Source organism: Micromonospora antibiotica (genome assembly GCF_017599305.1).
GTDB classification, from domain to species: Bacteria; Actinomycetota; Actinomycetes; order Mycobacteriales; family Micromonosporaceae; genus Micromonospora; species Micromonospora antibiotica.
Genome location: NZ_JAGFWR010000001.1, coordinates 738339 through 763157 on the forward strand (window position 1 = coordinate 738339; position 24819 = coordinate 763157).

Here is a 24819-nt window from a genome sequence, read left to right on the forward strand (position 1 = left end):
TTGTGCGTGACCCCCTGGCGGAACCTTCGGACCTGATCCGGAGCGTTTCCCGCGCGCTACGCGTGCTCGAGTCGGTCGGTCGTGCCCCGAAAGGGCTGACCGTCAAGCAGATCGCCCGGCGGTGCGAGCTGACCGTCGCCACCACCTACCACCTGGTCCGCACCCTGGCCTACGAGGGTTACGTGATCCGTCGGGAGGACGGCACCTACATCGTCGGCCTGGAGATCGCCGACCGGTACCGCGAGCTGGTCACCGCGTTCCGGGGGCCGGCCGCCGTCGGGGAGTCGCTGCGGCGGGCCGCCATCGACACCGGGTGGAGCCACTACCTGGGCCGGTTCGTCGGCGGTCAGGTGGCGGTCACCGCCGTCGCCGAGGGAGCCCGCTCGCCCTACCTGGAGGACATGGTCCCCGGCTTCGACGAGGGTGCGCACGCCACCGCCCTGGGTAAGGCGCTGCTGGCCACCCTCACCACCGAACAGCGCCTGCGCTACCTGCGCGAGTACGGCATGCGGCCGTTCACCACCGCCACCCTGACCACCCCGGAGGCGTTCGAGGCGGACCTGGCCGCCGGCGACCGGCGCGGAATGCAGTTGGAGCTGGGGCAGTTCCGGCAGGGGGTGGCCTGTGCCGCCGTGCTGGTCACCCCGGACAAGGACATGGAACGGCGGGTGGTGCTGGCCTGCGCGCTGCCGGCCAGCGAGATGATGACCTCGGCCCGGGTGGTGCGGGCCAAGCTGCTCACCGCCGCCCGCGCCGTCGCCGACGGCATCGCCGCCGACGCCTGACCCGTCACGGGCGAGGGCCCCCTCCCGGACCGAAGCGGGTGGGGGCCCTCGTGGCCGGTCCGGCGGTGGACCGGCCCGGGGAGCGCGTCAGCTGCCGATCGGGCCGCCGTCGAGCCGCCAGGTGACCACCACGCCCGGCTTGGCGTAGTCGCCGTCCGGCCAGGTCGACGCCGGCTTCTCCACCGACGCGCCGGTGATCTCGCCGGGGTGCTGCACGGCCACGAACACCGACCGGTTGTCGCCGGTGATGAACGGCCCGCAGGTCTCCGCGCCCAGCGGCACGGTCAGGAACTGCTTCAGGTGCCCCCGCTCCGGCCCCTCGACGGCGGTGGCGAAGAGGCCGTCGTTGCTGCCCAACGCGTTGCCGTCGGTCGAGATCCACAGGTTGCCGGTGGCGTCGAAGGCGACGTTGTCCGGGCAGGAGATCGGCGAGACCTTGGTCTTGTCGTACCCGGCGAAGTAGGTCGACGGGTCGGTCGGGTCACCGGCGACGATCGGCAGCGACCAGGCGAAGGACTCCGCCGTGTTGTCGCCCCGGTCCTCGACCAGCTCCAGGATCTGCCCGTGCTTGTTGAGGTTGCGCGGGTTGATCTCGTCGGCCGCCGGCTTACCGGCCTTGCCCCGGTCGGTGTTGTTGGTCAGCGCCACGTACACCTTGCCGGTGAGCAGACTCGGCTCGACGTCCTCCGGGCGGTCCATCTTGGTCGCGCCGACCTTGTCCCCGGCGAGCCGGGTGAAGGTGAGCACGTCGGCGGCGGTCATCCCGTCGACGAAACTGCGGTTGCCGCTGACCAGCTTGATCCACCGTCCGGTGCCGTTGAACGCGCCGTCGGCGGGCAGCTTGCCCGTGCCGTCGATCTCGGCGGCGCTGGTCTGGGCGAACTGCGCCACGTAGAGGGTGCCCGACTCGAGCAGGGTCAGGTTGTTCTTGCGGGCCACCCAGGAGTCACCAGGCATGAACTTCTTGTCGGAGACGAACTTGTAGAGGTAGTCGAAGCGCTCGTCGTCGCCCATGTACGCGACCACCCGCTTGTCGCGGGCCACGATGACGTTGGCGCCCTCGTGCTTGAACCGGCCCAGCGCGGTGTGCTTGCGCGGACGGCTCTCCGGGTCGAACGGGTCGATCTCGACGATCCACCCGAACCGGTGCGCCTCGTTGGGGTGCTTCGCCAGGTCGAACCGTTCGTCGGCCCGCTCCCACTTGCGGCTGCCGCTGGGGTAACGGGCGGCGGTGGTGATGCCGTACCTGTCGAACCTGGGCTTCAGCTCGGCGGGCGCGGCGTCGGCGCCGACGAAGTACTGGTTGAAGTTCTCCTCGCCGGACAGCACCGTCCCCCACGGGGTGACCCCACCGGCGCAGTTGTTCAGCGTGCCGACCACCGTGCGGCCCTTCGGGTCGGCGGCGGTGCGCAGCCAGGCCGAGCCGGCGGCCGGGCCGGTCAGCTCGAACTTCGTGGCCAGCGCGGTGACCCGCCGGTTGTACGGCCGCCGGCCCTGGCCGACCGGCCGCCACTGCCCGGTGCCGTCCACCCGCTCCAGTTCCACCACGGACATGCCGTGCGCGGCCATCGCGGTGCGCAGCTGCTCGACGGTGAGGTTGTCCAGGCCGGTGAAGCCGGGGAACATCAGATCCTCGTTGGTGTACTCGTGGTTGACCACGAGCAGCGCCCGCTTGCCCCGCCGGTCCAGCGGCAGCACCCCGACGAAGTCGTTGTTGTAGCCGAACTGCTTGGCCTGGGCGGCGGCGGTCTGCCCGTGCAGGTCGAACCGGGGCGCACCGGGCAGCACCGGGTCACCCCAGCGGATGACCACGTGGTGGTCGTACCCGTTGGGGACGACCAGGGTGTCGAGCTGGTTCGGCGGGATCGGCTTGAAGGTCAGCGCCCCGCTGCCGACACCGCGCTGCGGAGCGGTCGGGTCGCCGACCTCCGGCACCACCGGGGTGGCCGGCGCGGCGGCGGCGGGGACGGCCCCGGCCAGCGCGCCGGTGGCGGCACCGCCGAAGCCGAGCACCAGCGCGCCCACCGCACCCGCCCGGACGACGCCCCGACGGGACACCTCGCCCTCGACGAGGTCGCCGAAGTAGGTGTTGTCGGACGTGTTGGGCACCGGGTGGTCGCAGGCGTTGCCGCAGCGGTACAGACAGGTCATCGCATCGCGGCTGCCGTGCCGGGTGGCACCGAGCAGCGGGAGCAGCCGGGGACGGTCGCTCATGGGAAGGAGCCTCCTGGAGACAGGTCGGTGGCACGCCGTTTTCACCTGCTCGACGTGCGTACCGGGCGGACGCTGCCAGGACGGGGTGAGCGGCCACCGGACGCGGTGTGAACCGGATGTGAACAGCAGTGGCCGGTGAACCGATCAGCGTCACGGCGCGTAGTAACGGGCGGACACATTCGCCGGACTCGTCGCGCGGGAAGCGAGGGATCACCATCAGCGACCACGACGCCCAACTGCTGCGCGCGCTGCACGACGAGCACGCCGAGGCGCTCTACGCGCACGCGTTGCGGTTGGTCAACGGGGACCGCACCCGGGCCGAGGACCTGGTGCAGGAGACCCTGCTGCGCGCCTGGCGTCACCCGGAGTCACTGGACCCGCGACGCGGCTCGGTGCGGGCCTGGCTCTTCACGACCGCCCGGAACCTGGCGATCGACGCCTGGCGGCGGCGGTCGACCCGGGTCGGCGAGGTGTTCACCGACGACCTGCCCGAGCAGCCGGAGACGATTGACGAAGCGGAACGCGCGGTGGAGGCCTGGACCATCGCCGAGGCGCTGAGCCGACTGAGCCCCACCCACCGGGAGGTGCTGGTCGAGTGCTTCTACCAGGGCCGCTCGGTGTCCGAGGCGGCGGCCCGGCTGGGGGTGCCACCGGGGACGGTCAAGTCCCGCACCCACTACGCGCTGCGTTCACTGCGGCTGGCCCTGGCCGAGATGGGGGTGACCGGATGACCCGCTGCGAGTTCGCACACGACGACGGCGCGTACGTGCTGGGTGCCCTCGCCCCCGCCGACCGGGCCGCCTACGAGCGGCACCTGTCCGGCTGTGCGGCGTGCCGGGAGGCGGTGGCCGAGGTCGCGGTGCTGCCGGGCCTGCTGGGCCGGCTCGACCCGACCACGCTGGAGGAGTTCCTCCCCCCGCCGCCGGAGATCAGCCGGGTGCCCGACCTGATCGCTGTGGCCCGGGACCGCCGCCGCCGCGAGCGGACCCGCAACCGCCGACGGTACGCGCTGACCGCGCTCGTCGCCGCCGCGTTCGCCCTGGTGCTGGGCTTCGGCGGGGCCGCCGCCCTGCGCCCGGCCGGCCCGCCCGCGCCGACCACCCAGGCGGTGCGGATGGTGTCCATGGCACCGGTGTCGCCGAAGACCCCGGCGTTGCACGCGGAGATCGGGCTGAGCGGCACCAAGTGGGGCACCGAGGTCACCATGCACTGCGGGTACGACGCGACGGCCGGCTACGGCAAGGCGAACACGTTCCGACTGGTGGCGCGCGGCCCCGACGACGCGACGGAACAGATCGCCTCCTGGCTGGCCGCCCCCGGCGACGACGTGAACCTGCGTGGCGCGACCCGGTTCACCGACGCCGACCTGGTCCGTCTCGAACTCCTGCGCGCCGACGGGACCCTCGTCCTCAGCTACGACGTCCGCTGACCCCCAGGGGGCGTCGGGTGGGGTGGCTCAGTGGGCGGCGGCCGGGAGCGGCGCGGTGGCGCGGGCGGCGGCCCGGCTGCGCCGGCCGTGCCGCACCGCGTCCAGGGTGAAGATCAGCAGGGCCAGCCAGACCAGGGCGAAGCCGGCCAGCCGGGCCGGGGGCATCGGCTCGTGGAAGATCAGCACGCCGCAGCCGAGCTGGAGGATCGGGGCCACGTACTGGAGCATGCCGAGCGCGGTCAGCGGCAACCGGTTGGCCGCGCCCGCGAAGAGCAGCAGCGGGATGGCGGTCGCCGCCCCGGCCGCCACCAGCAGCGCGGTGTGCCCGGCCGAGACGTGCCCGAACGTCGAGCCGCCCCGGCTCACCAGCCAACCCAGGTAGGCCAGGGCGGGCAGCGCCAGCACCGCCGACTCGACGAACAGCCCCTCCGCCGCCGGCAGCCCGAGCCGCTTCTTGGCCAACCCGTATCCGGCGAAGCTGACCGCCAGGGTCAGCGCCAGGTAGGGCAGCCGACCGTAGTCGACGGTGAGCACCGCGACGGCCGCCGCCCCCACCCCGAGCGCCACCCACTGCGCCGGGCGCAGCCGCTCCCGCAGCACGAACACCCCGAGCAGCACCGACACCAGCGGATTGATGAAGTAGCCGAGCGCGGTCTCCACCACCCGGTCGGAGTTCACCCCGTAGATGTAGGTGCCCCAGTTCACCGCGATCAGGGCCGCCGCGACGACGATCCCGGCCAGCGTCCGGGGGCGGCGGGCCAGCGAGCGCAGGAAACCGACGTTACGCAGGGCGGCGAGCAGCAGCGCGACGAACAGCACCGACCAGATGATCCGGTGGGCGAGGATCTCCACCGGCCCGGCCGGGCGCAGCAGCTTGAGGTAGATCGGGAAGAAACCCCAGATCAGGTACGCGCCAAAGCCGTAGAGATAGCCGAGCCGCAACGGAGTCACGGTCCCACCGTAAGGGGTGGGACCGGCTCGGGTTCGTTGCCGGTGAGCGGGGTCACCGCCCGTTCACCCACGCCATCCACTGCTGCGGTGGCGCGGGCGTGAAGCCCACCTTCGCGTACACCCCGTGGGCGTCGAGGGTCGTCAGGGCGATCCGGCGTACGCCGAACCCGGCGAGGTGGTCGCGGACCGCGCCGGCCAGCCAGGTGCCCAACCCACGACCCCGCGCCTCGGGGGCGACGTAGACGTCGCAGAGCCAACCGAAGGTCGCCCGGTCGGTGACCACCCGCCCGACAGCCACCTGCGCGCCGTCCTCCGGGCGGTAGACGCCGTACGGGATCGACCCGGCGAAGGCCCGTTCCGTCGTCTCCCGACTGCGGTCGAGCGCCCAGTAGGCGTCGGTGGAGAGCCAGTGGTGCACCCGGTCCCGGTCGATCCGCTCCGGGTCGGTGCTGAGCTGGTAGCCGTCAGGGCGGGTCAGCGAGAACACGTCGTCACGCTAACCCCATCCGGGGCCCGCCCCGCCAGCCAATTTCCGTCAGGTGGCCGCAGCTGGCCGGCCCGGCCACCGCCGTGCGGCTGGCATCCTGCCGGCCACCGCCCCGCGCCGGTCGGCATCGGGCGGTGGCCGGCAGGCGGGTCAGTCGCGGTCGAGGATGGCGCCCAGGATCCAGGTCACGATGCCGACGAGCAGCGCGCCCAGCACCGCCTCCGGCCAGAACCCGTCCACGTGGAAGGGTAGGTTCGCCTGGTCGGCGATCCAGCTGGTGAGCAGGAACAGCAGACCGTTGACGACCAGTGCGATCAGCCCGAGGGTGAGCAGGTAGAAACCACAACCGACGGTCTTGATGATCGGCTGGAGCACCGCGTTGACCACGCCGAAGATCACCGAGACGAGCACCAGGGTGACGATCGCCTCGCCGGCCGAACCGGTGTCGAGGGTGATGCCCGGGATGAACAACGTCGCCAGCCAGAAGGCCACCACCGTGGAGCCCAGCCGGATCAGAAGACCCTTCAGAAAATCCATGGCCGGGATCGTGCCACGCCTGGTCCACCTGGGGAAACCGTCGTGGCTTTCCGGTCAGCGCCGGCCGGGGCGCCCGACCAGCTGCGACTCGATCGCGGTGGGCGAAAGCAGTGCCCACCGCAACGCCCGCCGGTTGACCACCGCCACCATGTCGTCCCGGATCCGGGTCAGCCACTCCGCCGAGCCGCCCAACCCCAGCGCGGTGCCCGCCAGGGCGGCCTCCGCCGGGTCGAGGGGTTGCAGCACCGCCAGGTCGGCCCGGCCCAGGGTGTCGACGTCCAGCGGGGTCAGCTCGTCCCGGACCACCAGGGTGGACACCCAGGCCGCCCCGGGTGGCGGCTCGGCCATGGTGCCCGCGTCGACCACCACCAGCAGCGGTCGCAGTGGCGAACCGGTGGCACCCGGTGGCCGCCCGGTCGGGACCACCACGACCCCGCCCTGCTGCCCGCCGACCCCCCGCACGAACGGCTCCCAGGAGCGCGGCCGGCCGGTCTGCACCAGCACCCCCGCGCCCAGCGCCAACGACCGCAGCACCAGCAGTTGGGCCGCGGCCAGCCCACCGACCAGCACCAGCCGGGTGCCCTCGGCGCGGAACAGCCGGACGGTCACCGCACCACCGTGCCGGTTGGCCCCCACCATCAGCCCGGCCCCACCCAGGGTCAGCTCCGGTGGCTCCACCTGCGGTGCGGTCCCCTTCGCCAGCACCGGCACCGCCAACGGCAGCGTGGCGGCCAGGCCGGGGAGCTGCCCACCGTCGAGCCGGCGCAGCTCACCACCGGCGTCGGCGGCGAGCCGGCACAACCCTTCGGCGGCGAGCGCCAACCCGGCCGGCGTCGGGGCGGCCAGTCGTACCGTCAACTCGGCCGGTGGGGGTGCGGTGTCGCCGCCGGACTGCGGACCGGCACAGAGCGACACGCTGGTGGCGGTCGCCGGCAGCGCCAGGAGCCGGGCCACCAACCGGCGACCCGGATCGGCCCGGGCGTCCGGCCAGCGGTCCCACCGGAAGGTGGCCTGGTGCAGGCCGCCGGTGCGCACCGTCGACCAGGTCTCCCGCACGGGCTGACCGGCGTCGTGGTGGGCGAGTTCACCCAGCACCCGCAGCGCCGCGTGCTCACCGAGCGGTCGGGCCGGCACCGGCCCGATCCGGCGGCCGATCCGGCGTACCGTACCGGCCAGCGCCCGGCGCAGGTCGCTGTCGGACCAGCCGGGCGCACGCAGCACCCGCACCGCGAGCAGGGCATGTTCCTGCCCCGGCAGCCGCCCCTCGGTCAGCTGCCGGTAGGACGTGCCCGCCGCGCCACCGGCCACCCCCGCCGCCGGGGCGGGCACGGCGTGCAGCAGCACCTGCACCCGCACGGGCGGTTGCGCCGTCCCGGCCGGCGGCAGCAGCGTGCCGGGGGCCGGCAGCGGGTGGGACCGGTCGCCGAGCAGGTCACCCGGGTCGCCCAGGTCGAGCAGGACGGTCAGCCCGGTGCTGTCGTCGATCACCCCGGCCGGCCCGTCGGCCAGCTCCACCGGGCCCAGCACGGCGCCGGGGAGCACCAGGTCCAGCAGGGCCGCCAGGGCGGCGTCGAGGGGTAGCCCGCGCCGTCGGGTGAGGTAACCGGTGGCGGTGCCCCACCAGGCGAAGAGCCACCGCCCACGCCACCGCCCCCAGGCGAGGCCGGCCAGGACGACCGCCCCGACCGCGGCGAGTACGGCCGGCACCGCGCCGCGACCGTACGCGGCCAGCGGCAACGCGAGCGCCACCTGCGTGGCGACCACCTGGCCGGCACGCACGGCGGAGCCCGTGCGGGCTCGGGGCGGGCCCCCGTGGCTCCGCGGCGGCTGTCGCCGGGCCGGACGATCGGTCGTGCCCGCCGACACCGCGCCTCCTCCGTCACGCTCTCCGCCCACCCCGGGACCTGGTGGTCGATCTGCTGCTGTGTCGTGGCCGATCCCGGCGCGGCCGGTGTCGGCGTCGTCGTGGTGCGGGCACCTCGTGCTGCGGGTGGGCCCCGGTGCGGGTGGGCCCGTGGTGATGTGCGTGCGGCTCGTGGTGTGCCGGTGACCGACCCGGGTGGGGTCGGGTGTCCGGGTGGATCGCCCCCACCGGTGGGGATGGGTCCGACCACAGCGGACCGCAACGCGACGGAGGCGTGACCCATGGTAGTGGCCCGGTCGGTCCGATGGGGACCCCGGCCGGCCGCCCATGCCGAGGTTGTCCACAGGGGAGGGCGGCGGGGTAGCACAACCGGGATGGTGCGACTACCGTCAGCGACGAGTTTCGCCGACATCGTCCCGCCAGGCCCACTGCCGGCGGGCCGCCGTCCCCCATGGCGGGCGTGGATCGGCTCCGACCGAAGAGACGAGGTGACGTCCGGATGGCCCAGACCCAGGCAGAGGCTGCGGTGATGCAGCGCACCGCTGCGAAGTTCGAGCAGGTCGACCAGTCGTTGCAGGCCATGCTGACCGGCCTGATGACCGAGCTGGAGGTGTTGCAGCAGGCCTGGCGGGGTGCCGGTGGGCGCTCGTTCGCACAGGTCAAACAGCAGTGGGGAAAAGACCAGGCCGCGCTGCACCAGGCGCTGCGGGAGACCGCGACGGCCATCCGCACCGCCGGCCGGCACTACGACGTCTCGGACACCGATGCCGCCAGCCGGGTCGCCGGCACCAATCGCGGCATCCAACTGCCACTCTGAACCATCCCGGGGAGGGACCATCCGATGGACCACGGTGTGCTGGTCGTCAACTTCGCCGCCCTGCACCAGGCCGGCGCGGACATCCAGAAGGCGTTGAACACCCTCGACGCGCAGCTCGGTCAACTGGAGCGGGATGCCGCCCCGCTGATCGCCGGCTGGGACGGTGAGGCCCGGCAGGCGTACGAGCAACGGCAGGCGCGGTGGCGGTCCGCCTCGCAGGACCTCCAGGCCATGCTGCGCGACATCAAGCTCGCGGTGGACGACTCCGCCGCCGACTACCTCAACACCGAGAAGCGCAACGTCGGCCTGTTCCAGTGAGCCGCCCGTGCTGGCGGCAGCGTCCGACGACCCACCGGTCGGGCGCTGCCGCCAGGCGGGCCCGGCCGGGTGTCGTCGTCGGGCGGATCCGGCCGGGCACTGCCGTCAGGCGGACCTGGCCGGGTGCCAGCGTCGGCGGCCGCCCCGGGGGAGCACCACCGCCAGCAGCACCGCCACCGCGAGCGCCCCGCCGGTGACCGTGGCGACCAGCAGTGCCCGGTCCCGGGCCGCCGCCCGGCGGTGCTGCCGGGCCAGCAGCGCCGGGTCGGCCCGCTCCGCCGGCAGCGCCAGCGTCGACCGGGCGGCCGGCCCGGGACCGGTGCCGGTCTCCACGACCGCCCGGTACGGGTTGAGCACGCCGGCCCCGTAGCCACCCCGCCGCCCGCCCGGCGCCGGATCGGTGGTGCCCACGATCCGGCGCGTCACCTCGGCGGCGCTGAGTTCCGGCCGGTACTGCCGCAGCAACGCCGCGGTGGCCGCCACGAACGGGGCGGCGTAACTGGTCCCCTCGGCACGTTGATGGCCCTGCCCCGGCGCGGCCATCAACACCTCACTGCCCGGGGCGACCAGGTCGACGTACGTCCCGACCTGCGAGAACGAGGTGCGGGTGCCCGCCGGGGTGATCGCACCGACACCGAGCACCCCGTCGTACGCGGCGGGGTAGGGCAGCGGGTCGCCACCGTCGTGCAGGTTGCCGGCGGCGGCCACCACGACCACGTCGCGCCGGACCGCGTAGTCGATGGCGTCCCGCACGGCCGGGTTGTCGGCGTACAGGACGACGGAGAGGTTGAGCACGTCGGCGTCGTGGTCCACCGCCCAGCGGACGGCCCGGGCGAAGTCGGCGGCGCTGACCGTACGCCCCGACTCGCGCCCCTCGACGACCTGCTGTTCGCTCACCCGTACCGGCAGGATGCGGGACCCGGGAGCGAGCCCGCGGAAGGCCACCCCCGCCCCCTCCCCGGCGGCGATGATGCTGGCCACTCCGGTGCCGTGACCGGCGCAGTCGCGGGTGCCGTCGCCGCCCGGGTCGAGGAAGTCCGCGCCGTCGAGCACCCGGCCCCGCAACTGGGGGTGCCGCCGGTCGACACCCGAGTCGATCACCGCGACGGTGACGCCGGTGCCGGTGGCGAGCGGGGCGATCCGCTCCGGGGCGTACCGTCGCTGGGGCCAGGGGAGGGCGGCGACCGGCCTGGCCGGCGCGGGCGCGGTGGCGCAGGCCGGGGCGGCGTGGGCCGGGGTGACCGACGACACGGTGACCGCCGGCAGCGCGGCGAGCAGGGCCGCCGCCAGAATGGTGGGCGCTTGTCGGCTGCCGGGTCGGGGCATCGACCGCCTCCGTATCGTGTCGACTCCGTAACGCGATGTTAGTGCCTGGTCAGCTACCAGGTCGGCCGGCCGGTGACCGACTTATTGTGATCTTGTTTTCACCTTGTAGGTTGTACGCGACGCCTGTGGCCTGATCCGGGAGGAGAGGTGGCCGTGACCGACTGGGAGCCGGCTACCGAGGCCGAGACGGCGATGCGTGACGCGCTGCGCGCCAGCGACCAGGAACGCTACTTCCGGATTCTGGCTGGTACGGACCTTTTCCTTCCGGTCTCCGGCCAGGCTCTCGCCGGGGCGACGCCGATGGGTTGGGGCACCTGGACCACCGGTGGCCGGACCCACGTGTTGGCCTTCACCTCGGCCGCCGCCATGCACGCCTGCCTCGGCGCCTCCGCCGGTCCGTGCCGGCGCAGCCGCTACGCCGACCTGGCCGTCGAGTGGCCCAACCACGAGTGGTGGCTGGCGGTGAATCCCGGGCTGCCGATCGAGGGCTACCTGCCTGCGTGGTTCGTGTCCCAGCTCTCCCGGGGCGACGTGCGGTTGCCCGGTCGCGCCCCGGGCGTGCGGTCCCGCCAGGAGCCCGACCGGACGCCGGGTTGGCTCCCGGCCGACGGGACGTCCGACGTCGAACCGACCGCCGACCTCTCCGCCGGCCCCGCCGGCTGGGCCCCGCCCCGCCCGGTCCCCTCAGCAGCCTCGGTACCACCCGCCGGTGGTGCCGCCCGCCCGGCGGAGGGTGCGTCGCTGACCGACGAGCGGGGTCATCCGGTCGCCGCGCCCGGTGGCCCACGCGACGTCGCTGCCGGGTCGCCCGATCACGGCCGGTCCGCCGGCCCGGCGTCCCCCGACCCCGCTCCGGCACCCGGCCAGCACAACGGCGGCTGGTCCACGGTCCCCCGCCGCCGCCTCCTGGGCGAGGAAGCCGCCGGTCCGACCAACGGGCGTACCTCGTTCTTCGAACCGTCCGCCGCCCGGGGCGCCTCCCGGTCACCGCGGGACAACCCGCTGCGTTCCGGCGAACGGGCGACGCCACCGGCCCGGCCCGGCATGGGTGGTCAGCCCTTCCCCCGGCGTCGTCCGGCGCCCGCCCAACCGGTCGAGGACGAAACCACCCGGGCGTTCCAGGTCGGCCCGCCCGGCCAGCCGTCCCGCCCCGCTCCGGGCAACGGGCCGGCGGCCGCCGGCCGTCAACCCGACCCGCTGGCCGAGGAGCCGACCCGGGCCTTCCGGGTGGGGCCGCCTGCCGCAGAGGCGACCCAGGCCCTACCCCGCCGGCAGCCGGCCCCGGACGCGTCGGCGGGCATCCGGCAGCCGCCACCTGCCGGCCCGTCCGGCGGCAGGGCCGACATGTTCGCCAGCGCGAACGGCATGCCCGCTGCGAACGGTATGCCCGCCGCGAATGGCACGTCCGGTCCGGTGCCGGACGAGGCGGAGGAGGTGCCGCCCTCCGCCGCCGAACCGGTCTCCGGGCCGCCGGCGTCGCGCCGGGGGTTCACGCCCATCGTGATAGAGGGGGTGATCCTGGAGTCTCGCGACCTGCCCGTCGCCCCCGCTCCGGCCGCTGCCCCGACCCCACCGGTCGTCCCGACGCCAGCTCCCGCGCCGCCGGTCGTGCCCGTGCCAGCTCCCGCGCCGCCGGTCGCGCCCGCGCCAGCTCCCGCGCCGCCGGTGGCCCCGGTGGCGGCTCCCGCGTCGCCGGTGGCCCCTGGGCCGTCGTTCGGCCCGGTGGCGGCTGCGGGCGGCCCGGTCGCCGAGGACACGGTCAACCTCAACGGGAACGCCGGGCCGCCCGCGCCACCCGTTCAGCCCTCCGCCGCCGGGCCGACCCCCTCGGCGTCAGTCGCCGGGTCGACCTCCCCGACGCCCGCCACGGGTGCGGCCACCCGGCCCGCCTCCGACGACCTGTGGACTCCGGCCTCCGAACGGGCCGCGAAGGCGGTTCCATCGCAGGTGGCGGCGGGGCCCGCTGCCGTCCCGGTGGCTGCGGCGGTGGACCCGGGTCCGGTCACCGCCGCGTCGGCCGGGTTCGCCACGACGCCCCCGCCCGTCGCCGCCCCGGCAGCCCCGCCCGTCGCCGCCGTCGACGAGTCGTTCCTGCCCGCCAACGAGGTCGAGGAGAACCTGCTGGACGCCGCCGGTGCCGGCAGCACCGACGGTTTCCTCTCCACCCTGCTGCTGGCCCGGGTGCTGCTGCCGGTCAATCCCGATTCGGTGACCGGCAGCCGGCCCGGCGAGCCCGGCTTCGCGTGGCGCACCGGCACCACGGACGGCGAGACGTTCGTGGTGGTCTACACCTCACCGGAACGGCTGGCCGAGCACGACGTACCACCGGTCGAGACGATCGAGGTGCGCTTCGTGCAGTTGATCCGGTGTTGGCCGGACCCGAGTTGGGCGTTCGCCGTCAACCCCGGCACCCCGGTCGGGGCCAAGCTCCCCGGCGAGCAGATCGTCGCCCTGGCCAGCTGGGCGGCCGAGGTCGGGCTGGGCGACGAGGCGGACCTGGAGCCGGTGGCCGCCGCCGAGGCGCCGGCCGAACGCACCCGGTACGCCCCGCCGGCCACCGATCCGTCCCGCCCGGTGGTGATGCAGAAGGCGATCGCCCCGAGCCAGCTCGCCTACTACCTGGAACGCGGCTACGACCGGGTCTCCGGTTTCGTGCACCGGGCCGGTGAACTGGCCCACCTGACAACCCCGGCGGAGCTGCACGACGCCCTGGGACTGGGCTACCCGGGCTCCCCCTTCGCCCGCGACGCCGAGGCGGCCTACGTGCTGCGCTGGCCGGCGTACCGGCCGAGCCTCTACCGCATCCCGTACGGCGGGCAGAACGAGGCGGCGATGCGGGCCATGGAGGGCTGGGTCATCGAACGTGCGCCGTTCCGGGGCAACGGATTCGCCCCGGGGGAGAGCAGCGACGTGGTGGCTGAGTTCAAGGTGGACAGTGCCCGGCTGCCGCACGGGGCGCAGCTCTGGCGGATCGGCGCGGAGGGCACCGAAGGGGTCATCGCCATCCTGGACACCGACGCGCTGGTCTGGCGACGGGTGGGGCAGTCGTGATGCGCGACGGCTACGTGGCCCGTTGGCAGGGCCGGGAATACCAGGTCAGCCCGGACGGCGACCATGTACGGATCTACCAGCCGGAGCCCGCGGACGGCTTCGAGGAGGTACGCCCCGGCCGGTACGTGCGGGTCGTCCCGGCCGGCGAGGTCGAGAAGTTGGCGTACGTGCGGACCACCTGCACCTGGCAGGGGCAACCGTTCATCGTGCTCGGTGAGCACGACGGCTGGCTGCGGGTCGAGTACACCGGTGGTCGCTGGCCGGTGGCGCAGGCGATGGGGCTTGAGGTCTTCGACTTCGGCGTCTACCAGGGTTGGGCACCGGCCGCCGAGGTCGTCGACCTGCGCGAACAGCGGGTCTGACCCTCGGCCCACGGTCGTCGGGCCAGCCGGCAGCGGACCAGCCGGCAGCGGGCCAGCCGGCAGCGGGCCAGCCGGCAGCGGGCCAGCCGGCAGCGGATCCGTCGACACGGCGCTCGTGACCGTCGGCAGCGGGTGGCCGGCGGTGAGGGTGGCCCGCTCACCGTCGTCGACCGGGTACGGGCCGGGTCAGGACTTGGTCCAGCGCAGGATCTCGCCGAGCACCACGTCCCCGGCCTCCACGTGGGGGAAGTGGCCCACCCCGTCGAGCAGCCGCCACTCGTAGGGGGCGCTGACGTACCGGCCGGAGCCCTGGGCGGTACGCGGCAGGGAGGCGACGTCGGCCGCCCCGTGCAGTTGCAGGGTGGGGGTGACCAGGGGTTTCTGCATCAGCCGGACGAAGCGGTAGCCGTGTAGCCGCAGCACCGAGCGGAAGGCCCACCGGTAGCCCTCCAGGGCGCAGAAGGCGGCCTGCGGAATCAGCATCGCCTCCCGGCAGCGTTGCGCGTAACCGTCGAACTCCGGGCCGGCCACCCAGCGGGGCCCACCCCAGCGGTGCAGCATCCGGGTCACCTCGGCGGCGTCGTCCCGGGTGAGCACGTGTTCGTACCGGGGGAGCTGGAACTTCAGCGCCGGGGTGGAGGCGGCGAACTGGCCGCGCGGGTCGGCGAAGATGGCCGCGCGCAGCCGCAGCGGGTGGGGTGCGCCGAGCACCACCAGCCGGCGTACCAGGGTGGGGTGGAACGAGGCGGCCGTCCAGCCGATCAGTCCGCCCGAACCGGCGCCGACCACGGTGGCGGAGCGTTCCCCGAGGGCGCGGATCAGGCCGGCGACGTCGGCGGCGAGGGTGTAGCCGTCGTACCCCCGGGGGGGTTTGTCGCTGGCGCCGTAGCCGCGCAGGTCCACCGCGACGGCCCGGAAGCCGGCGTCGGCGACGGCGGGGAGCATGGTGTGCCAGGCCCACCAGTGCTCGGGGAAGCCGTGCAGGAAGAGCACCATCGGGCCGGTGCCCGCCTCGACGACGTGGAACCGGCTGCCGTTCGCGCCGACGAACCGGTGCGTCCACGGCCCCTCGGTGAGGACGCAGGACTCGTCGACGGGCCCGCCACGCTGCTCGGTCATGGGGCACAGCCTAGGACCTCGGCACCGGTCGATCGCCCCGCCGACCCGGGCGGCGCGGCCGAACCGGCTGAGCGGGCTCAACCGGGGCGGTCGGATCGGGTGGAATCGGGCCGCCGGCAGTGCTCGGTCGGGCTGAGTGGGCTCAGCGGACCACGTTGATGGCGACGATGCCCACCGGGATGCCGGGACCGCAGGTGGCGGCCGGATCGGCCGGCCCGACGGTGACCAGGACGGTGGTGCCGGTGGCGAAGGTGCCCAGGCCGGTGCCGTGTAGCGCGTACTCCCGGCCGTCGTCGGTGACCAGGCCGTAGCAGGGGCCGTCGCCGCCGCGGGTGATCCGGCCGGCGAGCCGGTCGGCCCGGCGCTGGTCGGTGGGGTGACGTGGGGGCGCGGCGGGCCGCCGCAGGGTCGGCGGGGTGGCGGAGAGTGGCGTCGGCCGGCCGGCGGGCGGGGCCCCACCCGGGCCGGGGTCCGACGCCCGGGTGCCGGGCGACGGGTCGGTGGTCGGGGTCCGGTCGTCGGTCACGGTGCCTCCGTTCCCGGCGCACCCGACGTGGGTACGCGCACGGCCAGCGTGCCACGTCGTCGGTGGGCCGGCACCCCTCGCCCGGAGCCGGGGTGGCTGACAGCGACCTGCCCGGAACGGGCCGATGCCCGGGCAGGAGACCTGCCCGGGCATCGGGTACAGCGGATGGTGCGCTGATCAGCGGATCAGGAGAAGCGAACCTTCACCGAGGTGCCGTTCTGCTCCACCACGCGGATCTTGGTGCCGGTGGCCGGGAGCTTGACGCCGTGGTTCGGCAGCTCCGGGTACCAGTACTGCTTGGTGTCGTCGAACAGCGGCTGCGCGGCCTGACCACGGACGTACTGCGGCACGCTGTTGATGTGCAGCGTGAACGAGTCCGCCTTCTTCAGGCTGAACGGCGCGTCGTACACCTGGACGCGGGCCCGCCAGGGGGCGCCGGTCAGGTTGTACAGCGGCTCCGGGTGCGCGTCGATGATCATGTTCCGACCCTCGCCCGGGTGGTCGAAGGTGTCGTTGTCGGCCCACCGGAGGTTCCAGTAAGAGATCAGCAGACCCTCCTGGTACGCGTAGTGGTCCACGTAGTCCGGTCGGGTGTTCGCGTAACCGAAGTAGTACGGGCCGGTCTTGAGGTACTGGTCGTACGACACGTACGACCGGTTGCCCGCGATGTAGTAGTTGTCGAACTTGCGGATGTAGGTCTCGGCCACGACGCTGAACCCGTTCAGGGTCCAGCCGGCGGCACCGGCCTCCGCACCATCGGTGAGCACGGTCTGCCCATCGGCGGTGATGGTGATCGCGTCACCGTAGAAGCCGCCCTCGGAGACACCGCCGTCGGTCTGGTAGCGCAGCCGGAACTGCACCACCTTGCCGGCCGCCGCGTTCATCGGGATGTTGACGTCGACCCACTGGCCGTTGCTGGAGCCGTCCAGGGCGAAGCGCCCGGGGGAGATCTCCTTGAGGGCCTTGCCGTTGGCGGTACCCGGCAGGGTGGACCAGGTCTGGCCACCGTCGGTGCTGGCCTCGAAGAAGAGGTAGTCGTAGTCCGCCTCGATCGAGTAACGACCCTTCATGGTGAGCGCGGCGCTGGTCTTCCCCGTGAGGTCGATCGTCCGCGTCATCGTGGTGTTCAGGTCGTCGTCGTTGCCGGAGAAGAACTGCTTCGTCCCCTCGAACGGCTTGCCGTTCTGGAAGCTGTACTCCCGCTGCGGCAGCACGACCACGGCAGCCTGCGCCTTGTCGGAGTTGTACTCCTGCGGGCCCAGGTTGAGGGTCTTCTGCTGGCCGGCCACCACGACCTCGTAGTCGAGCCAGTTGAGCTGGAGCTTGTTCCACGCGCCGAGGTCGCCGCCCCGGTCGCCGATGCCCTGGTCGTTCTTGGCACCGAGCCGGCTCTGGGCCATCAGGGTCCAGTGCTCGTTGTTGTTGTCACCGCTGTTGATGACGTTGTAGTCGTCCGGCAGACCGAGGTCGTGACCGTACTCGTGGTAGAAGACGCTCCGGCCACCGTTCTCCGGCTGGATCGTGTAGTCGCCGATCCAGACGCCGGTGTTGCCGATCTGGGTGCCGCCGCCCGGGAAGGTCGACGGGCCCGTGTTGCCCTGGTCAGAGGCGAAGGCGTACCACCGGTGGCTCCAGATGGCGTCCTCACCCTGGATCGGGTCGCCGTCGGCCTGGTCGCCGCCGGAGTGGACGATCTGGAAGTGGTCGATGTAGCCGTCCGGCTCGTTGAAGTTGCCGTCGCCGTCGTAGTCGTACCGGTCCCACTCGTCCATCGACTTGACGTCGGCGGCGATCTGGGCGTCGGTGCGGCCGGCCGCCTTCTGGTCGGCGACCCACTGGTTGGCGGCGTCCCGGACCAGGTTCCAGGTGTTGTTGCAGACGTTCGAGGCGCAGGGGTAGCCGTTGGAGCGGCCGTACCGGGCCTCGTTGTACTTCACCTTGACCCAGTCGGTGACCTCACCGTCGACGCTGTAGCGACCCGAGGACTGGGCCTCGTAGTACTGCTTCAGCGACTCGTCACCCTGACCGGTGCCGAAGTAGATCTTCCGGTAGTAGTCGGCGTTGTAGTCCGGCTGCCAGACGGTGGAGTTGTCCACCGCCCGGTTGGGCGCCGGGATCTCGTTGTGCAGCGGTCCGTCGAACCGGGTCGGGCCGGGGACGGCCGGGGCCGTGTCCTGGTCCGGGTAGCTCGGGTGCCGCTCGTTGCCGAACTCGGCGAGGATGACGAAGATCTTGTCGGTCTTCTCGCGGCCCAGTTCGACGTACTGGTCCTGCGTCTGGGCGACGCCCGAAGCCGTCGTCCGGGCGTTGTTCCGCCCCGCAGCCTGGGTCTTGCCAACCTTGACGACCGTGCTGCCGTTGATCTTCTGCGCCTTGACCTTACCCGAGAGGACCTCGCTGAGGCCCTCCTGGCGCAGTGCCCGCCGCTTCGTCTCGAGCGGGTTGGGCAGATCGTGGTCCGCGTTGGCGGGCTCCGCGATCGACGGGGCGGCCGTCGGGAGCTTCGGCGTCGGCGCAGCGCTGGCGGACGTACCCGTCACCAGACCTGTCGCCGTCAGCGAGAGCCCGAGCAGACCCACTGCGACTTTGCGCACGTGGTACCTCCGGTGTGAGGGAACCGACCCAACGGGGGTACGGGCCGGCATGGAACGTCCCACTAGTGGGACCCATGGTGAACATAGACACTGCCGGGACGGGTGGGAAGATGTACGCGTCGATTTGTTGCAAGATTTTGATGAGATCGCTTTTCACCGTCACACACCGCATGTTCATCAACGGTCATGAGCAGCGCGGACGCCCCGGCAGGGAATCGCAGTGATGTATTTCGATTGGATTGCTGCGATGCGTGAAACAGTGGGCCGGCGGCATCTCCGCCACCGGCCCACTGTTCACCAAAACGGTCAGTTGCTGACCCTTACCGCCGCATCGTCGGATTTACCCGGCGCAGGGTTCAGTACTTCGCCGGAGTGATCCGGACGACCGCGTACGAGTTGTCCGGCGCGGCCGACTCGATCTTGATGGAGACCCCGTTGCGGACCTTCGAGTCCGACGGGTTGCCGGTACCGAGCACGATCGCCCCACCGCCCAGCGTCACGCCGTAGAACTCGGTGGCCGGCGTGCCGTCCGGGTTCACCACCCGGGTGGTGTACGGCTTGTTGCCCCGCGACGGGAGCACCACCGAGGCGTCGTTGTCCCGGGCGTACGGCGCACCGTCGCGCATCTCGATGCCGGGGTACCAGCCCTTGGCGTCGTTGAAGCCCGACACCGGGTGCTGCCGCGGGAACTTCGTGCAGTACGCGCTGTACGGCTCGTCCGCCGCCTCCAGGCACTCGGTGAACGGGTACGTCGGGTTCAGCGAGAACGCCGCGTTCGCCGACTGCGGCCGGCTCGGCAGGTTGTCCAGCACCGACGGGTCCTTCTCCGCCGCCTCACCGGTACGCCGCAGCGGATCGTAGTGCGAGTCCACGATCAGCAGTCCGCCCTTGGCCCCGTAGCTGGGCAGCGCGGTCATCTGCCCGGTGACGTGGTTGACGTCGCCCAGCATCGTGTCCCGGTACCAGACCAGCATCCCCGGCGCGTTGTACGAGATCCGGTCCACCTTCCACGCCTCGTGCGAGTAGATGGTGTCGTAGGCGTACTTCAGGCCCATGTCGAAGCCGTCGAAGTTGCGCCACTCGGCCAGGTAGTACTGCGCCTTGACCTGGGTGCCCGGGTCGATGTGCCAACCCGCGCCGGTGGTGTCGGTGAAGGTGCCACCGGTCAGCGTCCAGCCGTTCGTGCCGCCCTCGACGTCATCGCTGAACGTGGTGGCCCCACCGCCGGTGACCGAGAGGTCGTCGGCGAACCAGCCCCGCTCCTGGAACGCCTCGTCGGTGGCGTACCGCAGCCGCACCTGCACGGTCGTGCCGGCGTACGCCGACAGGTCGATCCAGTCGTGCCGCCAGCCGTCGGTGCTGCCGGTCAGGCCGTACTTCTTGTTACCGAAGTCGACCATGCGGCCGTTCGGGTCGGCGTAACCGTCGTTCGTGGAGACCAGCGCCCCGGCCGCGTCGTAGACCTTCTGCTCGGCCCAGGTGGCTCCGCCGTCGGTGGAGACCTCGACGAAGCCGTAGTCCCAGTCCTCCTCGATGACGTAGTTGTTCCACATCCAGAACTTCGCGTCGGTGGCGGCCGGGACGGCCACCTGCCGGCTGAGCTTGACGTCCGCCCAGGCCTGGTCGGCGCCGCTGTACCACATCCCGGTGCCGCTGTGCGGCTGGGCGAGGGTGACCACCTTGTCCGGCAGGTCGATCTTGATGCCGTCCTGGGTGCCCACCGGGGTCCGCGAGGTCTGCCCGAGCGACGCCGTACGGGTCCGCGTGCCGGGGGCGATGGTGAGCGGATCGGCCCAGCCCAGCACCCACTTGTCCCAGATGCCCATGTGCGTCGGCAGGGCCTGGAAGATCTCACCGGTGTGCGAGCCGGACGCCATCAGGTCCCAGAAGTCGACGTCCGAGTCGGCGTTGCCCGAGGTGTCGTAGAGGTCCGGCAGGCCCAGGTCGTGACCGAACTCGTGGGCGAAGACGCCGACCCCGGCGTCCTCCGGCTGCACGATGTAGTTGGACGCCTTCAGGTTCGTGCCGGGGATGGTGTAGCCACCGGCGACCGTGGAGGAGTGCGCCCAGACCGCGTACACGCCCTGGTCGCCGCCGCCACGGGACTTGCCCTGGCCGGCGTGCACCAGCACCAGGTGGTCGATCACGCCGTCCGGCTCGTTGACGTTGCCGTCGCCGTCGCGGTCGCCCTGGTCCTCGATGTCGTAGTCGGCCCAGGGGAAGTTCGGGTCGGCCGCGGCCAGCGCGTCGATCGCGTCGGTGGCGAGCCGCCCCGCGCCCTGCGGGTTGTCCGGGTGGCCGTTCATCGCCTGCTGCCGACCGGCGACCCAGGCGCCCGTCTCGTCCTGGAAGCAGCGCGAGGCCGCGTACCAGCCCTCCGAGTGCGGCACGGTGATCCACGGGCTGGCCTGCCCGTCCACCGTGTACGCGCCCTTGGACATCTCCAGGTACATGTTGTGCATGGTGCGGCCGGACAGGTCGATGCCCTTCTTGCCGTCCGGGCCCTTGAGGTCCTTACGCACCCGCTCGGTGATGCCCTGCTTGGTGTAGAGCATCTTGTCGAAGTGGGCGGGCGAGAAGTCCGGCACCCACATCGAGTTGTTGTCCTCGTGCGGCAGGGTCGCCGGGTTGGGGATGGTGTTGTGCTTCGGTCCGTTCTGGACGGTGCCGGGCACGCAGGTGCGGTCCTCGAAGACCGTCTTGGGGACCATCACCCCGGTGAAGTCGTCGTTGGCCTGGTCGTTGAACTCGACCAGCAGGGTGAGCAGCTTGGCCGTCTGGGTGCTCTTGGCCTTCTTGAACGCGCGCGGGCTCTGCCCGGTGCGGATCGCCCGCGCCTCGTTGCGGGCCAGTTCCCGGGCGGCCACCGGGTTGCCGCCGGCGAACTTGCGGTCGTACGCGCGGGCCTCGTCCGCCGCCGGGGTGCGGATCCCGTCGGCGCCCCGGACCTCCTTACCCGCGGTGTCCGGCTGCACCTCCGGCTCGGCGTAGTTGAGGTAGTGCTCGTCGGCCCCGATCCGGGTCGGTGTGGCCGGCCCGGCGGGCTGGGCCGCCGCACTGCCGGTCACGGTCAGTGACGCGGCGACGAGGGCGAGGGTGGGCAACGCGACGAGTAGGCGTCGGCGTGCGCCGGTTGGCGGGACAATGTTCATGCCGCTCCAAGTCATGAGGGCGTGAGGGCGAAGGAGCGCCTGACCTGAAAGGCCGGCGCTCATGAGAGGCAAAGTAAGCATATTCATCAATACCTGGCAAGGGGCTCGACCGTTCTCCGTCCGCCCAGCCACCGGGGCCGGACCGATCAGCCGGTTCCGGTTGCTCCCACCCGCCACACCGGACACGCCGTCGGCCCGTCCGGTGTGGCGGAACAGTCAGCCGCCGGTGGCCGCCAGTCTGGCCACCGTGAGGGAGTTCTGGTCCGGCTTCTGCGGCTCCGCGCCGAGCTTCGACCAGGCGACGTAGTTACCTGCGGCGAACACGAGGCTCAACCCGGGTGCTTCGCCGAGCCGCCAGAGCCGCTGCGTCCTGACGTCCAGGGCGTACTGCCCGGCATCGCCACCGCCGCTGCCGTTGCTCCAGCAGACGTAGCGCGGGGAGGAGCTCAGCGTCATGGAGGTGCCGTCGTCACCGAGTGTGACCTCGGTGGCGTCTCCGGTGGCGGTGTCCAGGACGAACAGCGACGCGTTCGGCTCCGGTGCCGGGGCCGACACGATCCAGGCAACCCGACCGGGCTCCGCTGTCAGGGCGGTGACCTGCTGCTCCTTTGCCAGCGGGCCCGTGGTGAGCAGGTCGTCCCGGCCACCGGTCACCTTGCGGATCTCGTACCGGTCCGCCGGGAAGCCGGGGGACACGTCCGCCGAGCGCACGTAGTAGAGGTCGCTGCCCGCCGCAGCGGGGAGCTTCGCGCGCTCGGCCACCACCTCCGCCGCCCGGCTCCCGGTGACGGACCTGCCCAGGACCTGGGCACCGAACTCGGGTTGACCGGTGGTGGGGACGGCCGTGGTCCAGTAGACCCGGTCGGTGCCCACCGAGAGCATCGACGAACCGGGTGGGATGGGCATCTTCCTGCCCTTGGAGACGGCTGCGGAATCGCCAAGCAGCACCGTCCGGCCAGCAGCCCGGTCGAAGCCGTAGACCCGCCAGTCCATCTGGTACATGTCGGTGCTGGTCGTCTCGAGCCAGGCCACGGTCCGCTCGTCGGCGTCCCCGTAGATGGCCTGATGGGCCGCGCCGTGCGGGGCGGGGGACATGCCGCGCACTCGGCTGCCTGCGTAGAGCCCCACCTGGCTCTGGCCGATGACCACCTCGCCGCTGCGGGTGGTGGCGGCCGGGTTGGCCGCGGTGATCATCTGCCCGTCCGGCGTCAGGCCCAGGTGGTTGAGGGTACGCCCGGGCGCCGTCGTGCCGCTCAGGCTGAAGCTGACCCGGAACTCGCGGCCCGGTACGGCGTCGACCGCGTCGGTCGTGGCGTACCGGGACCGGACCCGGAAGGAGGCCCCAGGGCTGCTGGCGGAGCCGCTCGCCGAGATGCCGGGGGTGGGCGCGTCCCGGTGTCCGGGCGAGCCCACCCCCTGCTCGTCGTCGCAGCCACCGACAGCGAGGAGCAACAGCGCCACTGTCAGTGTTCGTCGCACGGTCAGTACACGATCCCGTTGGACTGGAGGAAGCGGGTTGCGAAGCTTGAGGTGCTGTAGCTGAACGATGGCTTCGTGGCGGACCACACCGTGGTCGCCGGGTCGGCCCAGCTTGAGGTCTGACCGGACGCAGTGTAACCGAATCCGACGATCCAGTGACCGATCGTCTTGTTGGTCGGGTGTCCGTTGTAGTGCGATCCGCCGGCGAACTCCACGGTGTCGGCCCCGATCGGCATGCCGTTACCGCCGATGCTGTGGGCGAAGACGGCGACCAGCAGCGAACCACTGGGCTTGGGCACCTGCACGTACCAGTTGAAGCCGCGCCAGCGGTTGATGCCGGTGGCGAACCGCTTGCTGGTCCAGGTGGTGGCCCCGTTCGCCTCGGTGGCCATGTGCGAGCTGGTGGCCAGGTTGGGCTGGGAGAGGCTGGCCCCGTTGTACTTGCTCTTGAACCCGGTCCCGTGCAGGTAACGGAGGATCATGTAACCCGAGGCTGGGCCGCAGTAGTATCCCTTGCTCTGGCCGGTCTGGCTCAGACCCAGGATGCGGCTGCTGGCCGCTGTGGTGCGCAGACCGGCACCGTCTCCCGGATCGACGTAGCCGGAGTCGCCGTACTGGGCGACGTAGTCCGCTTCGAGCATGTTGAGCTGGGTCGGATCGGCCCCTTGGAAGTTGACCGCGTAGTACTCCTGGGACAGCTGGATCTTGAGGGACGTCTGGCTGTCCGTCGGCTGCTCGATCGAGGGATCGGTGACGTCACCGCCGGTGAAGTTGCCTTCGATGCCGTTGTACGGCTGGTCGGGGTCGATCACCTCGGCCAGTGCCGAGGTGGGGGCGGTGAGCGCGACGGCGCACCCGATCATCAGGGCGGCGAAACCGCCGGCAGCGCGCCGGTAGCTCGTCATCGCTGTCTTCAAGTGATCCTCCACAATGTGGGTAGGGTGAACCGCCCAGCCTTTCCGGCGGTTCACAGAATCGATTCGGTGCGGCTGGGTCGAATCGTAATAACGGTGCGACGGATCCGCCTGTCCCGCATTCTGGGGACAGGGTCGCCTTGGTAGTGGAAAGGCGGCCCAACGACTACCGCGTCCAGCGAAGAAACACGTTCACCACGGCGAAAACAACGTCACGAATCGGTACGCGCAAAGGCGCACCGCCTCAGGGCTGAGAAGCGAGCGCCGCCCGGGTGAGGAACGCCTTGTTGCCGTGTCCGAGTTTCGCCTTGAGTCGCTTGACGTAGGTGTTGACGGTGTGCACGCTCACCCGCAGTCGAGCTGCCGTCTGGTTGTGGGTGAGCCCGTTGGCGATGCAGTCGAGAACCTCACGTTCCCGCTGGGAGAGTCGTTGTCGGCCAGGCCCGGGGTCGCGCTGCCCGGTGCCCGGCGTGGGCTGGTCGACGGGTGTCGGGACGGTGTCGGCCGGTCCACGCCCGGCCAGCATGGTCACCAGGTCGTGGACACCGTCCTGCTCGTCCGGTGCCGCGCCGGTGACCAGCAGGAGGCAGTGCCCGGCGGGCAGACTCCCCGCTGCGTCAGCCTGGGCCCCGGCGGAGCCGCTGCGCGGCAACCCGCCCGGGTCGGTGGCCGGTGCCGGCTGGGTGACGGTCAGACCGGCCGAGCCGAGCAGGTCGCCGACGACACGCCGGAAAGCCGGATCGCCGCCGAGAACTGAGATTTGAATCATCGGTCGTCCTCTGAATAGGAACACGGCAGCCCGATCCGACGGTCGGTATTCACCGTCGGATTGAACTCGATCGAAAGAACGCGGAACGGGATCTCGTTCGGCGCTTCTGTCGCTATTGCTGCAAC

Annotated in this window: 20 protein-coding genes; 7 read left to right on the forward strand and 13 right to left on the reverse strand. The window is 72.2% G+C overall.

Annotation, left to right across the window (positions count from 1 at the left end; translation table 11 throughout):
• The first annotated feature begins 2 nt into the window (after window positions 1-2).
• Window positions 3-785 carry an IclR family transcriptional regulator gene (locus JQN83_RS03475; RefSeq protein WP_208565525.1) on the forward strand — a complete coding sequence of 261 codons (783 nt, stop codon included), beginning with the start codon at window positions 3-5 and terminating at the stop codon, window positions 783-785.
• Between the two features lie 87 nt (window positions 786-872).
• Here JQN83_RS03475 and JQN83_RS03480 read toward each other — a convergent pair whose 3' ends face one another.
• Window positions 873-2999, reverse strand: coding sequence for a PhoX family protein (locus JQN83_RS03480; RefSeq protein ID WP_208565526.1), 2127 nt, complete (start codon window positions 2997-2999; stop codon window positions 873-875).
• 215 nt (window positions 3000-3214) lie between these two features.
• Between JQN83_RS03480 and JQN83_RS03485 the strand changes: the two genes are divergently transcribed.
• Both JQN83_RS03485 and JQN83_RS03490 read left to right on the forward strand, forming a co-directional pair.
• Complete coding sequence (locus JQN83_RS03485) at window positions 3215-3730, forward strand: sigma-70 family RNA polymerase sigma factor (protein WP_208565835.1); 516 nt, start codon at window positions 3215-3217, stop codon at window positions 3728-3730.
• On the forward strand, window positions 3727-4428 hold the full coding sequence (locus JQN83_RS03490; protein WP_208565527.1) for an anti-sigma factor family protein: 702 nt from the start codon (window positions 3727-3729) through the stop codon (window positions 4426-4428). The genes JQN83_RS03485 and JQN83_RS03490 overlap by 4 nt, the downstream gene beginning before the upstream one ends.
• A 27-nt stretch (window positions 4429-4455) precedes the next feature.
• Here the strand turns inward: JQN83_RS03490 and rarD are convergent, their stop codons facing one another.
• From rarD to eccE, 4 genes are all read right to left on the reverse strand, one after another.
• Entirely contained in the window at window positions 4456-5379 is a 924-nt protein-coding gene (rarD, locus tag JQN83_RS03495) for an EamA family transporter RarD (protein WP_208565528.1), read from the reverse strand.
• Between the two features lie 52 nt (window positions 5380-5431).
• Window positions 5432-5866, reverse strand: coding sequence for a GNAT family N-acetyltransferase (locus JQN83_RS03500; protein ID WP_208565529.1), 435 nt, complete (start codon window positions 5864-5866; stop codon window positions 5432-5434).
• Between the two features lie 150 nt (window positions 5867-6016).
• Window positions 6017-6403: a phage holin family protein gene (locus tag JQN83_RS03505; RefSeq protein WP_208565530.1), complete on the reverse strand. Its 387-nt coding sequence runs from the start codon at window positions 6401-6403 to the stop codon at window positions 6017-6019.
• A 54-nt stretch (window positions 6404-6457) separates the two neighbouring features.
• On the reverse strand, window positions 6458-8299 hold the full coding sequence (eccE, locus tag JQN83_RS03510) for a type VII secretion protein EccE (protein WP_372443961.1): 1842 nt from the start codon (window positions 8297-8299) through the stop codon (window positions 6458-6460).
• 467 nt (window positions 8300-8766) lie between these two features.
• Here eccE and JQN83_RS03515 point away from each other — a divergent pair, with 467 nt between their 5' ends.
• Complete coding sequence (locus JQN83_RS03515; RefSeq protein ID WP_208565532.1) at window positions 8767-9084, forward strand: WXG100 family type VII secretion target; 318 nt, start codon at window positions 8767-8769, stop codon at window positions 9082-9084.
• A gap of 24 nt (window positions 9085-9108) precedes the next feature.
• Window positions 9109-9402, forward strand: a complete 294-nt coding sequence (locus tag JQN83_RS03520; protein ID WP_208565533.1) for a WXG100 family type VII secretion target — start codon at window positions 9109-9111, stop codon at window positions 9400-9402.
• Window positions 9403-9507: 105 nt separating this feature from the next.
• Here JQN83_RS03520 and mycP read toward each other — a convergent pair whose 3' ends face one another.
• A complete protein-coding gene (gene mycP, locus JQN83_RS03525) occupies window positions 9508-10728 on the reverse strand; it encodes a type VII secretion-associated serine protease mycosin (RefSeq protein WP_208565534.1) in 1221 nt (406 codons plus the stop codon).
• Between the two features lie 153 nt (window positions 10729-10881).
• Between mycP and JQN83_RS03530 the strand changes: the two genes are divergently transcribed.
• Window positions 10882-13779, forward strand: a complete 2898-nt coding sequence (locus tag JQN83_RS03530) for an SseB family protein (RefSeq protein WP_307798972.1) — start codon at window positions 10882-10884, stop codon at window positions 13777-13779.
• A complete protein-coding gene (locus tag JQN83_RS03535) occupies window positions 13776-14141 on the forward strand; it encodes a UCP033725 family protein (RefSeq protein ID WP_208565535.1) in 366 nt (121 codons plus the stop codon). The genes JQN83_RS03530 and JQN83_RS03535 overlap by 4 nt, the downstream gene beginning before the upstream one ends.
• A 186-nt stretch (window positions 14142-14327) precedes the next feature.
• Here the strand turns inward: JQN83_RS03535 and JQN83_RS03540 are convergent, their stop codons facing one another.
• The 7 genes from JQN83_RS03540 to JQN83_RS03570 form a co-directional block, all read right to left on the reverse strand.
• The gene (locus JQN83_RS03540; RefSeq protein ID WP_208565536.1) at window positions 14328-15260 is read right to left on the reverse strand and encodes an alpha/beta fold hydrolase; all 933 of its coding nucleotides are present in this window, start codon (window positions 15258-15260) and stop codon (window positions 14328-14330) included.
• A gap of 142 nt (window positions 15261-15402) precedes the next feature.
• Window positions 15403-15786 (reverse strand): hypothetical protein, encoded by a 384-nt coding sequence (locus JQN83_RS03545; RefSeq protein ID WP_208565537.1) that lies wholly within the window; start codon window positions 15784-15786, stop codon window positions 15403-15405.
• 185 nt (window positions 15787-15971) lie between these two features.
• Window positions 15972-18365: an immune inhibitor A domain-containing protein gene (locus JQN83_RS03550; RefSeq protein WP_208565837.1), complete on the reverse strand. Its 2394-nt coding sequence runs from the start codon at window positions 18363-18365 to the stop codon at window positions 15972-15974.
• Between the two features lie 371 nt (window positions 18366-18736).
• Window positions 18737-21532, reverse strand: coding sequence for an immune inhibitor A domain-containing protein (locus tag JQN83_RS03555; RefSeq protein ID WP_208565538.1), 2796 nt, complete (start codon window positions 21530-21532; stop codon window positions 18737-18739).
• A gap of 216 nt (window positions 21533-21748) precedes the next feature.
• Entirely contained in the window at window positions 21749-22984 is a 1236-nt protein-coding gene (locus JQN83_RS03560; protein ID WP_208565539.1) for a hypothetical protein, read from the reverse strand.
• Window positions 22985-23013: 29 nt separating this feature from the next.
• Complete coding sequence (locus tag JQN83_RS03565; RefSeq protein WP_208565540.1) at window positions 23014-23916, reverse strand: C39 family peptidase; 903 nt, start codon at window positions 23914-23916, stop codon at window positions 23014-23016.
• Window positions 23917-24169: 253 nt separating this feature from the next.
• Window positions 24170-24694: a helix-turn-helix transcriptional regulator gene (locus JQN83_RS03570; RefSeq protein WP_208565541.1), complete on the reverse strand. Its 525-nt coding sequence runs from the start codon at window positions 24692-24694 to the stop codon at window positions 24170-24172.
• Between the last annotated feature and the right edge of the window lie 125 nt (window positions 24695-24819).